The organism is Actinoplanes derwentensis, assembly GCF_900104725.1.
GTDB lineage: Bacteria > Actinomycetota > Actinomycetes > Mycobacteriales > Micromonosporaceae > Actinoplanes > Actinoplanes derwentensis.
On record NZ_LT629758.1, the window covers coordinates 6732480 to 6747570 of the forward strand.

Sequence of the window (15091 nt, forward strand, 5' to 3'; positions counted from 1 at the left end):
ATCGCCGGCTTCACCCCGGAGACGGGTCGCCGAATTCCACCGCGGATTCGAATTCTAATTCCGCACGGCGGGTAGCATGAATTGAGGACTTCCGGCCCGTTAATTGTCGGTCCATTGGCCCTCGAATCATCGACGCACGCCGACGGATACTCGTTTACGTGGGGCTGGCGGGCACGCCCGGGTGGTCACGTGCCCGCCACCTCGCGCCACCGCCGTCCGCTGGGCCGGTGGCCGGGCGGACGGCGGTCAGACGCCCAGCAGGGTTCGCAAGTGGCGGGGCGGCGGGGAACCGTGGGCCAGCATCGCGTCGTGCCAGGCTTTCGGGGTGGCGCCGAACGGCCGGGCCGCTGCGATGGCCGCGACCTCGGAGTAACCGACGAAGTAGGTGGAAAGCTGGGTCGACGTGAGCAGGGCCCGGCGCCACTTGCCGGCCGCCTCGCCCTCCTCCTGGAAACCGGGGCCGGTCATCAGGGCCATCGCCTCGGCCTCGGGCATCGCGTCACAGTGCACCTGCTGGTCGAGGATCGCGTTGAGGCTCATCCGCAGCTGCAACTTGAGCTGCTGCAACCGCACCGGCAGCCCGCCGAAGCCGAGCCCGGCCATCAGCTCCTCGGCATAGACCGCCCAGCCCTCGACGAACGGGTCGGACCAGCCGAGCGCCCGCACCCGGGTCGCGGACCGGAACCGGCGCGCGTGCGCGAGCTGCAGGAAGTGCCCGGGCATCGCCTCGTGGACGGTGAGGTTGCGGAGCATCTCGTTGTTGTACTCGCGGTAGAGACTCTCGGTCCGGGCTTGCGTCCAGTCGGCCGGGGCGGGGGCGATACAGTAGAAGGTGGGCACGTCGGCGGTCTCCAGCGGACCGGGCGGATCGCAGTAGGCCACCGCCACGCCCCGGGCGAACTCCGGCATCTCCTCGATCAGGCACGGGTCGTCCACCAGGGACAGGACGTCGCTCCGCCGGACGAAATCGGTCGCCTCGTCCATCGTCAGCTTGACCAGACCGACGATCGTGCTGCCGTCCGGATGGTTCTCGGCCAGAGAGTCCAGAGCCCGGCGCACGGTCTCGTCGGTGGCCGGGCCACCGATCAGCTCGGCGGCCGCCGCCCGCAGCTCCTCGCCGACCCGGACGACGTTCTCCCGAGCCCGGGAGAGGACCTCGGCGGCGGACAGCTCGGTGTCGAGGGTGTGCCAGAGCCGGGCCTCCCAGAGCGGCCGGCCGAGCCGTGGATCACGACCGGGCTCGCCGCTCTCCAGCCGGGCCCGCAGCCAGCCGTCGAACTCGCCGAACGCGGCCACCGCGGCGGACGCCACCGGCTCGACCGCGGCCCGCATGCCGGGCTCCCCGGCGAGCAGGGCGGGCAACTCGTCCCGGATCAGCTGGGCGCTCCCGGCGAACTGCCCGATCGCCGTCTCGGTGTGGACGCGGGGCACGTCACGCAGCACCGCACGAGCGGTGGCGAGCGCGTCGGGCACGGCCGCGAGCCGGCCGGCCAGGCTGGTCAGGCGCTCGTCCAACGGCGCGAACGGCCGGGCGATCAGGCCGTGCAGCAGCGGGCCCGGGTTGTGCAGCAGGGGGTTCCACTCGTGCTCGCGGACCTCGGTCGCCTCGAAGAGGTCCCGCTCGACCCGAGCCGACAGGATGGCGTGATCGACCTGGTCCTCGGCCTCGAGGCTGTCCGGGTCGACACCGCTGAGCGCGTCGCCGGCGTCGCGCAGCATGGCGATCCGGGCGGACACGGCGGCTGCGGAGTGGTCGGGCAGGCGGCTGTCGAAACGGTGGTCGCCCGCGTAGGAGGCGGTCACGGGATCGCTCTCCAGCAAGGCGTCGACGATGCGCTCAGCGAGCGGTACGAACTCCGGCATGCTGTGAAAACTACTCGGGCGCTCCGACATTTTCCGCCGCACGCACCGCGTCGGCGAAACTCAGAGCGGCCACCCGCAGCTCGGCCTCCGCGTCCAGACCGGCGGCGCGCGCCTCGGCCACCGCAGTGAGCAGCAGGCTTCCGAGCCCGTCACCGGCCGGCAGCGGCACGTCGACGGCGCCCCGCTCGGCCCGGTGCAGGATCTTGGCGGCCAGGGCGAGAGCGGGCTGGCTGAGTGCGATCCCGTCCAGCACCGAGTCCCGGGCCTTCTCCTCGCGCTTGATCCGCTCCCAGTTGGCGGTGATCTCCTCGATGTCCGCGACCTGTGCACCGGCGAAGACGTGCGGGTTGCGGCGGATCATCTTGTCGACGAGACCACCGGCCACGTCGTCGATGGACCACCTGTCGCTCTCGTCGCGTTCCTCAGCGAGCCGGGCGTGCAGCAGCACCTGGAGCAGCACGTCGCCCAGTTCCTCGCGCAGCGCCTCGTGGTCCTCGCCGACGATCGCGTCGTACGCCTCGTAGCTCTCCTCCAGCAGGTAGGGAGCCAGCGTCCGGTGGGTCTGCATCCGCTTCCACGGGTCGCCGCCGGGCGACGCCAACAGGTCCATCACGGCCACCGCGTCCAGGAGCCGGGCGCCGGGCGGGTCCCAGGAGCCGTACATCAGTTCCAGTTCGGCCAGTCCGGGTTCGCGGGCCAGCCGCAGCCCGAGTTGACGGGCGAACGGCTGGTCACCGGTCGCCCCGGCGAGCCACACCGCGGCGGGCTGGCCGGCGATCGCGTCGAGCAGGCCCTGCGCGTCGGTCTCCAGGACCGTCACCGTCACCCCGTTGGCTCGCAGCGCACCCGCTTGCGGGCTCTCCGCCGCGGCGTAGACCGGGTAGGCCCGGACGGCGTCCCAGGCTTCGGCGGTGAGCAGCCCGGCCGGCAACCGGGGCGACGTGACCAGCAGGATGATCCGGGTGGTGACCGTGCTCAAGAGACGTCCGCCACCGGAACCCGCAGATCCTCGCCGAGAGTCGCCGCCACCACCGAGTACGACTGGCCGGTGCTCTGGTTGGAGACACCGAGCAGGCCCAGTTCCAGCGGCTGGTAACGCGGGCTGACCTCGACGTCGAGCTTGTCGGCGAGCGCCAGCACGTCCCGGCGTACCGACAGGGCGGCGCTGAGCGCGGTCTTGTCCTCCGGGCTGAGCGCGGAACTGAACGCGGCGAAGTCGGTGCCCGGCTGGATCCCGCCGTGGGCGCCGATCCGGTCGAAGACGTCCCGGATCTCGTCATCGGTCGGCTGAGCGGGGCTGGTGACCGCCTTGGTGAGCGCGTTCTGCAGGACCGCGTTCTCGGTGTAGAGCCGGACGAACTCGTCGGTGCCCGGCAGGCCGAACTGCGCACCGGCCTCGTCGTACGGCACTCCGGCCGGCAGGGTCACGCCCTTCTCGGCGGCCAGCCGTCCGTAGAGCTCCCGGCTGACGATCGCCCGGACCAGATCGCCACGCGTGTACGGCACCCGGACCGGCTCGGCCGCGGATGACGCCGAGGACGAAGCCGAAGCCGCGGGTGCCTTGTCGACGATCGTCGCGTGGCTGACGTCCCAGATCTCCTGGACCCGGTCCTCACCGACCGTCTCGCCGCCACCGACCCGAGCGGCGACCTCGGGCTGGAACCCACAGGCCCCGAGCCCGCCGACGGCGAACGTGGCAACGACGACGATGGATGCGAGTCTCCGGGCACGCTGCATGGTCAACACTCTCTCACGTCCGATGTGATCTACGTCGCCCCACCCTCAGCGTGCCGCGCCGACCGGCGCGGGCACGTCACCGAGGACGTCTTTCAGGAGCTGGGCGCACCACTGCAGGAGGGCCTGGTCGCGGATCAGCTCGCCACCGATCCGGCGGGTGCTGGGCCGGGGGACGCTGACCTGGTCGGCGCCGGGCTTGTAGACGGAGTCGGGGTGGTAGCGCTTCAGCCGCATCTGCTTGGAGTCGAGCAGCGACAGCGGCGAGAAGCGGATGTATTTGCCCTGCAGGGTGACGTCGGTCAGGCCGTAGGCGCGGGCCAGCAGACGGAACCGGGCCACCGCGATCAGGTTCACCACCGGCGCGGGCGGCTTGCCGTACCGGTCGGTCATCTCGGCCACCACCTCGTCCAGGCGTGCCTCGTCGCGGGACTCGGCCAGTTTGCGGTAGACCTCCAGGCGCAGCCGCTCGACGGCGATGTAGTCGGTCGGCAGGTGCGCGTCGATCGGCAGGTCGATCTTGACCTCCGGCTCCTCCTCCTGGCGCTCGCCCTTGAACTGGGCGACCGCCTCGCCGACCATCCGCACGTAGAGGTCGAAGCCGACACCCTCGATGTGACCGGACTGTTCGCCGCCGAGCAGGTTACCGGCGCCGCGGATCTCCAGGTCCTTCATCGCCACGTACATACCGGCGCCGAGTTCGGTGTGCTGGGCGATGGTGGCGAGCCGCTCGTGGGCGTGTTCGGTCAGCGGCTTCTCGCGGGGGTAGAGGAAGTAGGCGTACGCCCGCTCCCGTCCTCGTCCCACCCGGCCGCGGATCTGGTGCAGCTGGGCCAGGCCGAGCAGGTCGGCGCGGTCCAGGATCAGGGTGTTGGCGTTCGGGATGTCGATGCCGGACTCGACGATCGTGGTGCAGACCAGGACGTCGAACTCCTTCTCCCAGAAGCCGACCATCACCTTCTCCAGCTGCTCCTCGCTCATCTGGCCGTGCGCGATCGCGACCCGGGCCTCCGGGACCAGCTCACGGATCCGGCGGGCCGTCTTGTCGATCGACTCGACCCGGTTGTGCAGGAAGAAGACCTGGCCGTCGCGGAGCAGTTCGCGGTGGATGGCGGCGGAGACCTGCTTCTCGTCGTACCCGCCGACGTAGGTCAGGACCGGGTGCCGCTCCTCCGGCGGGGTGGCGATCGTCGACATCTCGCGGATGCCGGTGATCGCCATCTCCAGGGTGCGCGGGATCGGGGTGGCCGACATGGTCAGCACGTCGACCGAGGCGCGCAGGGCTTTGAGCTGCTCCTTGTGCTCGACGCCGAAACGCTGCTCCTCGTCCACGATGATCAGGCCGAGGTTCTTGAAACGGGTGGACTTGGCGAGCAGCCGGTGCGTGCCGATGATGATGTCGACAGTGCCGTTGCCGGCGGCCTCCAGGGTGAGGGTGGTCTCCTTCGGCGTCTGGAACCGGGACAACTGCCTGATCTGGACCGGGAACTGGCCCATCCGCTCGGTGAACGTGTTGAAGTGCTGCTGGGCGAGCAGTGTGGTGGGCACCAGCACGGCCACCTGTTTGCCGTCCTGCACGGCTTTGAACGCCGCTCGTACCGCGATCTCGGTCTTGCCGTAACCGACGTCGCCACAGATCAGCCGGTCCATCGGGACCTGCAACTCCATGTCGTGCTTGACCTCGATGATCGCGGCCATCTGGTCGGGTGTCTCGGTGTAGGGGAACGCGTCCTCCAGCTCCCGCTGCCACGGGGTGTCCGGGCCGAACGCGTGCCCGGAGGAGGCCTGCCGGGCGGCGTACAGCTGGATCAGCTGGGCGGCGATCTCCTTGACCGCCTTCTTCGCGCGGGCCTTGCTCTTCTGCCAGTCGGCGCCGCCCATCTTGTGCAGGGTGGGCGCCTCCCCGCCGACGTAACGCGACAGCTGGTCGAGCTGGTCGGTGGGGACGAAGAGCCGGTCGCCGGGCTGGCCGCGTTTGGACGCCGCGTACTCGATGACCAGGTACTCCCGGTCGGCGCCGTTGACCTTGCGCTGCACCAGTTCGATGTAGCGCCCGATGCCGTGCTGTTCGTGCACGACGAAGTCGCCGGTCTTCAACTCGAGCGGGTCGATGGTGTTGCGCCGCCGGGCCGGCAGCTTGCGCATGTCCTTCGTGGACGCGCCCCGGCCGCCGGAGATGTCGTTGCCGGTGATCACCGCGAGCCGGGAGGCCTCGTCGACGAAACCGTGGTTGAGCCCGCCGCAGGTGATCAGCACCTGACCGTCCCCGATCGGTTTCTCGATCGTGTCGACGGTGGTGACACCCAGACCGGCGTCACGCAGCAGCTCGGCGGCCCGCTGGGCGGTGCCCTTGCCCTCGAAGACCAGCGCGACGGCCCAGCCCTGACCGGCCCAGCCGGCCAGATCGGCGGCGAGCCGCGCGGTCTCACCGTGATAGAGCGGGACCGGCTGCGCGGCGAGCGCGATGGCGTCCCCGAGGTCCGGCGCGACATCCACCGAGGCGCCGTCCTCCCACGGCAGCGCCTCCGGCGACGACGCGTCGGCGGTGGCCAGGCCGAAGGGCGAGACGGTCCACCAGGGTTGCTTGAGGACAGCCGCATGGGCCCGTACGTCAGCAAGGGTTTTGAAAGCGACCGCGCCCACGTCGATCGGCGCCTGGCCGCCGACCGCGGCCGCCGCCCAGGAAGCCTCCAGGAACTCGTCCGAGGTCCGGGTGAGGTCGTGCGCCCGGGTCCGGATCCGCTCGGGATCGCAGAGCAGCACATGGGTGCCCGCGGGCATGCAGTCGATCAGCAACTCCATGCTGCCGGTGCCGCTGAGCAGCGCCGGGGCCAGTGACTCCATGCCCTCGACCGGGATGCCCTCGGCGAGTTTGTCGAGGATCTCGGCCAGCTCGGGGTGTTCTTCGGCCAGCGAAGCGGCCTTGGCCCGGACCGAGGGGGTGAGCAGCAGCTCCCGGCAGGGCGGCGCCCACAGGCGCTCGACCTTGTCGATGGTCCGCTGGTCGGCGACGGCGAAGGTGCGGATCTCCTCCACCTCGTCGCCCCAGAACTCGACCCGGGACGGGTGCTCGTCGGTGGGCGGGAAGACGTCGAGGATGCCGCCGCGGACCGCGAACTCGCCGCGTTTGGTGACCAGGTCGACCCGCGCGTACGCCATGTCGGAGAGCCGCCTCGCGACCTCCTCCAGCTCCGCCTCACGACCGGTGACCAGCTCGACGGGATCCAGGTCGCCGAGGCCCCTGAGCTGCGGCTGGAGCAGCGAACGGACCGGCGCGACGATGACCCGCAGCGGGTGCTCGGCGGGGTGGGCGAGGCGGCGGAGCACGGCCAGCCGGCGGCCGACCGTATCGGAGCGGGGTGACAGGCGCTCGTGCGGCAGCGTCTCCCAGGACGGGTAGACGGCGACCAGATCGGGGTCGATCAGGCAGCCGAGCGCGGCAGCCAGGTCATCGGCCTCGCGGGAGGTGGCGGTCACCGCGAGGACCGGCCGTGCGGCGCCGCCGAGGTCGGTGCCGCCCGCGACGGTGGCCACCACGAACGGGCGCAGCGAGACCGGTGCGGTCAGGTCGAGCGCGTCGGAGTCGACGAAGCCCTTGGCGGCGAGGTCGCGCGCGCGAGCCAGGCCACGGTCGCGCAGGGCGGCGGGAATCAGACCGGACAGCTGCATGACGAGCGACCCCCCGAGGGCACGACGAACGACCCCGGACCGGGAAGGGGCGGGGGTTGTGTCCTCAGCTTAGTCCGACCCACCGACAGAACCGGTATCGCACAGCATGTCCGACATCTTGTCGTGTCGCTCATGGAAAAGTGCCCGGACGTTGCACAAATTTGGGGAGGCGACGTGCGAAAAATCCGGTATCAGGTGAACGCCTGATTCATGACTATTCTCCACCCCCCGGATCCCGGGGCCACTCAACCTGTTCCGATCACGTCCCTGATCCCGCCACAGCGGCCACCGACTGGACGTACCCCGATGCCGAGCGACGAGATGGGCAGTACCCATCTGTTGCCACGGCAGTCCGCCTACAGCGCGTACAGCGTGCTGGCCGGCCCCGCCGAGGAGGCGCCACCGGACGGCCTGCCGTACCGGGTCCGGATGCGACGGATGGCCCGCCGGCGTCCGATCCGGACGATCCTGATCACCCTGTTCGCCTTCGCTTTCGAGAGCACCTTCTTCGGGTGGCTGGTCACCTCGATCGAGATGCCGGACCACGAACTGCACACCACCCTGTACCTGGCCACCGGTTTCATGATCGGGGCGACCGCGGCGATCGAACTGTTCCGTCTGGTAAACGTCGTGACCCTCTGTCTGGCAACGCTCTGGGCGAGGGACCCTCAACCGGTGGTCCCGGACACCGGGACACGAGTCGCGTTCCTGACCACCATCGTGCCCGGCAAGGAGCCGGTCGAGATGGTGGAACGGACCCTGCGGGCCGCTCTCGAGGTCCGCTACGACGGCCACTACGACGTGTGGCTGCTCGACGAGGGCGACGACCCGGTGGTGAAGCTGATGTGCCGGCGCCTCGGGGTCCGGCACTTCACCCGCAACGGCCGGCCGGAGTTCAACACCCCGGCGGGCCGGTACCGGGCCCGGACCAAACACGGCAACTACAACTCGTGGCTGACCGCGCACGGCGGCGAGTACGACGTGTTCGTCTCGGTCGACCCGGACCACGTCCCGGGGCCGAACCTGTGTGAACGGCTGCTCGGCTACTTCCGGGACCCGGACGTCGCGTTCGTGGTCGGCCCGCAGATCTACGGCAACTACGACAACCGGATCACCCGCTGGGCCGAGTCGCAGCAGTACCTGTTCCACTCGCTGCTGCAGCGGGCCGGCAACCGGCGCGGCATCGCGATGCTGGTCGGCACCAACAACGCGGTACGCATCGCGGCGCTGAACCAGATCGGCGGCCTGCAGGACTCGATCACCGAGGACATGGCCACCAGCCTGCGGATCCACGCCACCGCCAACCCGGCCACCGGCCGGCGCTGGACCTCGGTCTACACACCGGACTTACTGGCCGTCGGTGAGGGCCCGTCGTCCTGGACCGACTACTTCACCCAGCAGCACCGGTGGGCCCGGGGCACCGACGAGGTGGTGGTCCGGCGGTTCGCGGCGATGCTGTGGCGGCTCGGCCCGGCCCGGTCGCTGCACTACGGGCTGCTCATGTCGTACTACCCGCTGACCGCGGCGGCCTGGCTGCTCGGCGCGGTGAACGCGGCCTGCTTCCTGCTGCTCGGCGCCAAGGGCGTGCAGGTACCGGGCGAGGTGTGGCTGATGCTCTACGTAGACGCCGCGCTGTTCCAGGTCGGGCTCTACCTGTTCAACCGGCGGCACAACGTCAGCCCGCACGAGAAGTCCGGGTCGTCGGGGCTGGCCGGGATGCTCGCCTCCACCCTCTGCACCCCGGTCTACGTGTCGTCGTTCGTCTCCGCGGTGCTGGGCCGCCGGTCCGGTTTCGTGGTGACCCCGAAGGGCGACTCGGCCAGCCCGGACCGGCTCGCCACGTTCGCACCGGGCCTGCGCTGGGCCGCCCTCTACACCGTGCTGCTGGCCGTCTCCCCGTTCGTCGACCACGTCGACCCGGCGATGTACGCCTGGCCCGCCCTCAACCTGGCCATCTGCCTCGCCCCGGTGACGCTGTGGCTGATCAGCAAACGCAAGGAGCCGTCGGCATGAAACCCCACACCCGCCCCTCCGCCGCCCGCCGGCTCACCAGCGGCCTGGCCGCACTGGTGGTACTGGGCGGCGCGGCGGTCGCGAACCGGCCGGTGATCGCGGTCGCCGGTGAGGCCGTGCACACGTTCCGGGTCAACCTGCAGGAATACAAACAAACCCACGGGCTCTGGTCGCGCCTGTCGGTCCCCCGCGATTTCAAGGTCAACGCGATCCACGCGGCGCTGCTGCACACCGGCAAGGTCCTGATCATCGCGGGCAGCGGGAACAACCGGGACGCGTTCGAGGCGGAGTCGTTCCGGACCGTGCTCTACGACCCGCGCGACGACGAGTTCACCGAGGTGGAGACACCCACCGACATGTTCTGCGCCGGGCACACCTTCCTGCCGGACGGCAAGCTGCTGGTGGCCGGCGGGACCGAGTCGTACGAGGTGCTCGAAGCAGACGTGGAGCACGCGGCCGGCGTCATGAAGATCAAGAACGAGTCGCCGGACGGCGGGCCACGGGTCTTCCCGAAGGGCACCACGCTGCGATCGGCGAGCGGTCAGGCGTACCGGATCAGGTCGGAGGTGACCGTGCCGGCCGCGCGCAAGATGTTCCACGGCGGCAAGATCATGGTGCACGCCGGTGAGGCCGAGGTCTGGGCCGACGCGGTGGCGAAGGGCGACCAGCCGGTGGTGCCGTCTCCGGCGCAGTACGCGATCGACGGGCTGACCGGTCTCGACGCCCGCAACCTCTACGGCATCGCCGAGAAGATCACCCGGGAGAAGCAGGAGTACGGCGGGGACAAGACGTCGTACGAGTTCGACCCGGTGACCGAGCGTTACGTGCGGACCGGTGACCTGACCGATCACCGCTGGTACCCGACCCTGATCGGCACGACCGGTGGAGACGTACTAGCGGTGTCCGGTCTTGATCAGTTCGGCCGGATCCTGCCCGGGCGCAACGAGCGGTACCTGACGGCCGAGCGCCGCTGGGTGGCCGCGCCCGACCTGAAGCGCTACTTCCCCACCTATCCGGGACTGCACCTGATGGCCGACGGGCGGATCTTCTACTCGGGCTCCAACTCCGGGTACGGGTCGGACACCGAGGGGCGTACCCCCGGGCTGTGGAACGTCGAGCGCAACACCTTCAAACCGGTGCCCGGTCTGCGGGACGCCCCGATGAACGAGACCAGCTCGTCGGTGCTGCTGCCCCCGGCCCAGGACCAGAAGGTGATGATCCTCGGCGGCGGCGGGGTGGGCGAGTCGGAACAGTCGACGGCCCGCACCGACATCGCCGACCTGGACGAGAAGAGCCCGCGTTACCGGCCCGGACCGGACCTGCCGAAACCCGCCCGCTACCTGTCCGCGGTGGTGCTGCCGGACGACACGGTCCTCACCACCGGCGGCTCCTCCGGCTATCGGGGCGGCGTCTACCAGGGCAGACCGCGCAGCGATCTGTTCAACGCGCAGATCTACCACCCGAAGCGCGAGGTCTTCGAGGCGGTGGCCGACTCCACGATCGGCCGCAACTATCACTCCGAGGCCATTCTGCTGCCCGACGGCCGGGTGATCACGCTCGGTGGCGATCCGCTCTACGACAAGACCGGGGAGAACGCCGGTACGTTCGAGCAGCGCGTCGAGATCTTCAGCCCGCCCTACCTCTTCCGCGGCGAGCGCCCGGAGATCGTCAGCGGCCCGGCTGCCGTGGACCGGGGACAAGAAGCCTATTTCGGTACGCCGGACGCGGACCGGATCGCCTCGGCTCGGTTGGTGCGGCCTAGCGCCGTCACGCACGTGACCGATGTCGATCAGCGCTCAGTGGCGTTGAGCCTGATCCGCACCCCCTACGGCGCGCGAGTGACCGTGCCGGAAAAGGCAGGTCTCGTCCCCTCGGGCTGGTACATGCTGTTCCTTGTGGATGACAAGGGCGTCCCGTCGGTGGCTCGATGGGTACAGGTGCGCTGACCGAATGTGGCCTCTGCTGCTCGCCGCCGTCCTGGGGCTTTCACCCGTCCCGGCTCTCGCCCGGATGCCGGCCGTCGACAGCGTCGTGGCCGACGGTCTCTACGTCGACCCGGACGGGCAGGCCGCCCGGTACGTTCGCAACCTGGAACGTTCCGGGCGGGACGACGAGGCCGCGATCATGCGGAAGATCGCCGATCAGCCGGCCGCGATCTGGTTCACCGACGCGCGGGCCGGGTTCGCCGACCGCGCCCGCACCGTCGTGGCCAGGGCGAACAAGGCCGGGAAACTGCCGGTGCTGGCGCTCTACTTCATCCCCGGACGGGACTGCCGGGGTTATTCCGCCGGTGGCGCGCGCACCGCCCGGGCGTACCGGAACTGGGTCTCCTCGATCGCCGGAGCCCTGCGCGGCCGGCGCGCCCTGGTGATCCTCGAACCGGACGCGGCCGCCGACTCGGTCGGCGGCTGCCTGAACGAGAAGGACACCGCGACCCGGCTCGCCCTGCTGGCGTACGCGGTCGACACGCTGCGGGCGCATCCGGGCGTCGCGGTCTACCTCGACGCTGGGCACCCCGGGTGGCACTCGGCCGCCCGGATCGCGCCGGCACTACGTAGAGCCGGAGCCACTCGCGCCCGCGGATTCTCACTCAACGTCGCCAACTTTCAGACCACCGACGCCAATCTGCGGTACGGGGTGGAATTGTCACGCCTACTCGCCGGAAAACATTTCGTCGTCGACACCAGTCGCAACGGCAACGGGCCCGCACCCGGACAGTCCTGGTGCAATCCGCCCGGCCGACTGCTCGGTCAGGCACCCACGCTGCGCACCGGACAGGCGCTCACTGACGGTTACCTATGGATAAAGCGTCCCGGTGAGTCCGACGGCGCTTGCGGCAAAGGCGCCCCCGTAGCAGGTCAGTGGTACCCGGCCTATGCACGTTCGCTTACCGGGTCGTGAGACTCTTGACTCAATTCACCCCCTGAACGGGGTACGCCGATAACATCGGCGAAGTCGGGACAGCGCCGTCCTGGAGCCATCCGAGCGAAGGAGCGCCCCGATGACAGACCAGCCTGCCCAAGTCGACGAACTCGACGGTCCCGACGCCGCGCTCCGTGCTGACATCCGCCGGATCAGCACGCTCCTGGGGCAGACCCTGGCCCGTCAGGAGGGCCGGCCACTGCTCGACCTGGTCGAGGAGATCCGTGCCCTGGTTCGGCAGGACGCGCCGGGTGCCGCCGAGCGCCTGGGCGCCATGGACATCGCCACCGGCACCAAGCTGGCGCGGGCCTTCTCCACCTACTTCCACCTGGCCAACATCACCGAGCAGGTGCACCGGTCCCGTGAGCTGCGGCGCCGCCGCGCCCGCGACGGTGGCTGGCTGGACCAGGCGGCCAAGCGGATCGCCGAGAAGGGTGTCCCGGCCGACGAGATCGCCGCCGCCGCCCGCCGCCTCTCGGTCCGCCCGGTCTTCACCGCGCACCCCACCGAGGCGTCCCGGCGTTCGATCCTGTCGAAACTGCGCCAGGTCGCCGACTCGCTGGACGCCGAGTCGGCCGCCGCCGCCCTGTTCGGCGACACCGACACCACCATCTCCACCAAGCGTTTCGCCGAGCTGATCGACCTGCTCTGGCAGACCGACGAGCTGCGCCTGGACCGGCCGGACCCGACCGACGAGGCCCGCAACGCCGTCTACTACCTCAAGGACCTGTACGCCGAGGCCGCCCCGCAGGTGCTCGACGACCTGGCCGAGACGCTGCGCCGCCTCGGTGTGGAGACCGCACCCACCTCCCGGCCACTGATCTTCGGCTCCTGGATCGGCGGCGACCGCGACGGCAACCCGTTCGTCACCCCGGCCGTCACCCGCGAAGTGCTGCTCATCCAGCATGAGCACGGCATCCAGGCCACCGAACTGGCGATGGACAAGCTGATCGACGAGCTGTCCGTCTCCCGGCGGCTGCGCGGTGTCTCCCTCGACCTGTCCGCCAGCCTCGCCCAGGATCTGGACAACCTGCCCGAGGTCCAGCAGCGGTTCCGCCGGGTCAACGCCGAGGAGCCGTACCGGCTGAAGGTCCGCGCGATCAAGGCCAAGTTGGCCAACACCCGGGGCCGGCTGGTCAACGGCACCCCGCACGTGCCCGGCCGGGACTATCTCGGTTCCGACGAGCTGATCTCCGACCTGGAGCTGATGCGCGCGTCACTGGCCCGCAACTCCGGTCAGCTGCCCGCCGTCGGTGTGGTCGCCACCGCGATCCGGACCGCGTCGGCGTTCGGTCTCCAGTTGGCCACCCTCGACGTGCGCGAGCACGCCGAGAAGCACCACGAGGTGCTCCAGCAGATGTACGCGCAGGTCGGCGAGGTCGGCGACTACGCCGCCCTGGACCGGGCCGAGCGCACCAAACTGCTCGCCACCGAACTGGGCGGGCGGCGGCCGCTGTCCAACAAGGACACCCCGCTGACCGACTCGGCCCGCAAGACGTTCGACGTATTCCACACGATCCGGGAATCGCACGCCCGGTTCGGTGCCGACGTCATCGAGGCGTACATCATCTCGATGACCCTCGGCGTCGACGACGTGCTCGCGGCCGCCGTGCTGGCCCGCGAGGCCGGTCTTGTCGACGTCCACACCGGCCGCGCCCAGATCAACATCGTGCCGCTGCTGGAGACCCCCGCCGAACTCGACGCCGGTGGTGACCTGCTCGACGAGATGCTCTCCCTGCCCGCCTACCGGGAGATCGTCCGCGCCCGCGGGGACATCCAGGAGGTCATGCTCGGCTACTCGGACTCCAACAAGGAAGCCGGCATCACCACCAGCCAGTGGCGCATCCACAAGGCGCAGCGCTCGCTGCGTGACGTGGCCGCCCGGCACGGGGTGCGGCTCCAACTGTTCCACGGTCGCGGTGGCACCGTCGGCCGTGGTGGCGGCCCCACCCACGAGGCGATCCTGGCGCAGCCGTACGGCACCCTCGACGGCGCGATCAAGGTGACCGAACAGGGCGAGGTCATCTCCGACAAGTACACGGTGCCCGCCCTGGCCCGGGAGAACCTGGAACTCACCGTCGCCGCCGTGCTGTCGGCCACCCTGCTGCACACCAGCATCTCGGTCGACCCGGTGCGCCTCAAAGTGTGGGACTCGGTCATGGACACCGCCTCGGACGCGGCGTTCACCCAGTACCGGACGCTCGTCGAGAACCCGGACCTGGCCGCCTACTTCTGGGCCGCCACCCCCACCGAGCTGCTCGGCGCCCTCAACATCGGCTCGCGCCCCGCGAAACGCCCGAACGCCGACGCCGGGCTCGGCGGCCTACGTGCCATCCCGTGGGTGTTCGGCTGGACCCAGACCCGACAGATCGTGCCCGGCTGGTTCGGAGTCGGCACCGGCCTCGCCGCCGTCCGCGCCGCCGGCCTCGGCAACGAACTCGACGCGATGCACGAGAACTGGCAGTTCTTCCGCACATTCCTGTCGAACGTCGAGATGATGCTCGCCAAGACGGATTTGTCGATCGCCCGCCGCTACGTGGAGACCCTGGTCCCCGAAGAGCTGCACCCCATCTTCACCAAGATCGAGCAGGAGTACGAGCTGACGGTCCAGGAGGTCCTGGCCATCACCGGCGGCACCGAGTTGCTCTCCTCACAGCCGGAACTCTCCCGCACCTTGAACGTCCGCGACACCTACCTGGAGCCGCTGCACCACCTCCAGGTGGCCCTGCTCCGCCAGTACCGCGACCTGGGCGAAGCCGGCCACCAGATGCCGACGGCCCCCGGTGCCCGCCGAGGCCCGTCCGACTCGACGGCCTTGGAGCGAGCCCTCCTGACCACGGTCAACGGCATCGCCGCCGGCATGCGCAACACCGGCTGACGGTCGCCACAC

8 protein-coding genes are annotated in these 15091 nt (G+C 70.2%); 4 read left to right on the plus strand and 4 right to left on the minus strand.

What is annotated here, in order from left to right; translation table 11 throughout:
• Window positions 1-246: 246 nt before the first annotated feature.
• Genes BLU81_RS29505 through mfd form a run of 4 tightly spaced genes read right to left on the minus strand, consistent with a single transcriptional unit; the run spans window position 247 to window position 7266 of the window.
• Entirely contained in the window at window positions 247-1863 is a 1617-nt protein-coding gene (locus tag BLU81_RS29505) for a DUF885 domain-containing protein (RefSeq protein WP_092548444.1), read from the minus strand.
• A 10-nt stretch (window positions 1864-1873) separates the two neighbouring features.
• A complete protein-coding gene (locus BLU81_RS29510; RefSeq protein WP_092548447.1) occupies window positions 1874-2842 on the minus strand; it encodes a MazG family protein in 969 nt (322 codons plus the stop codon).
• Complete coding sequence (locus tag BLU81_RS29515) at window positions 2839-3600, minus strand: hypothetical protein (RefSeq protein ID WP_092548450.1); 762 nt, start codon at window positions 3598-3600, stop codon at window positions 2839-2841. The genes BLU81_RS29510 and BLU81_RS29515 overlap by 4 nt, the downstream gene beginning before the upstream one ends.
• A 45-nt stretch (window positions 3601-3645) precedes the next feature.
• On the minus strand, window positions 3646-7266 hold the full coding sequence (mfd, locus tag BLU81_RS29520; protein ID WP_092548453.1) for a transcription-repair coupling factor: 3621 nt from the start codon (window positions 7264-7266) through the stop codon (window positions 3646-3648).
• 306 nt (window positions 7267-7572) lie between these two features.
• On the opposite strand from mfd, the gene BLU81_RS29525 reads away from it, so the two are divergent.
• The 4 genes from BLU81_RS29525 to ppc all read left to right on the plus strand — a co-directional run bounded on the left by BLU81_RS29525 (window position 7573) and on the right by ppc (window position 15079).
• Complete coding sequence (locus tag BLU81_RS29525) at window positions 7573-9279, plus strand: glycosyltransferase family 2 protein (RefSeq protein ID WP_092548456.1); 1707 nt, start codon at window positions 7573-7575, stop codon at window positions 9277-9279.
• Window positions 9276-11225 carry a radical copper oxidase GlxA gene (glxA, locus tag BLU81_RS29530; protein WP_092548458.1) on the plus strand — a complete coding sequence of 650 codons (1950 nt, stop codon included), beginning with the start codon at window positions 9276-9278 and terminating at the stop codon, window positions 11223-11225. Before BLU81_RS29525 ends, glxA begins: the two co-directional genes overlap by 4 nt.
• A 4-nt stretch (window positions 11226-11229) precedes the next feature.
• The gene (locus BLU81_RS29535) at window positions 11230-12180 is read left to right on the plus strand and encodes a glycoside hydrolase family 6 protein (RefSeq protein WP_231953573.1); all 951 of its coding nucleotides are present in this window, start codon (window positions 11230-11232) and stop codon (window positions 12178-12180) included.
• Between the two features lie 100 nt (window positions 12181-12280).
• The gene (gene ppc / locus BLU81_RS29540; RefSeq protein WP_092548464.1) at window positions 12281-15079 is read left to right on the plus strand and encodes a phosphoenolpyruvate carboxylase; all 2799 of its coding nucleotides are present in this window, start codon (window positions 12281-12283) and stop codon (window positions 15077-15079) included.
• The last annotated feature ends 12 nt before the right edge of the window (window positions 15080-15091 follow it).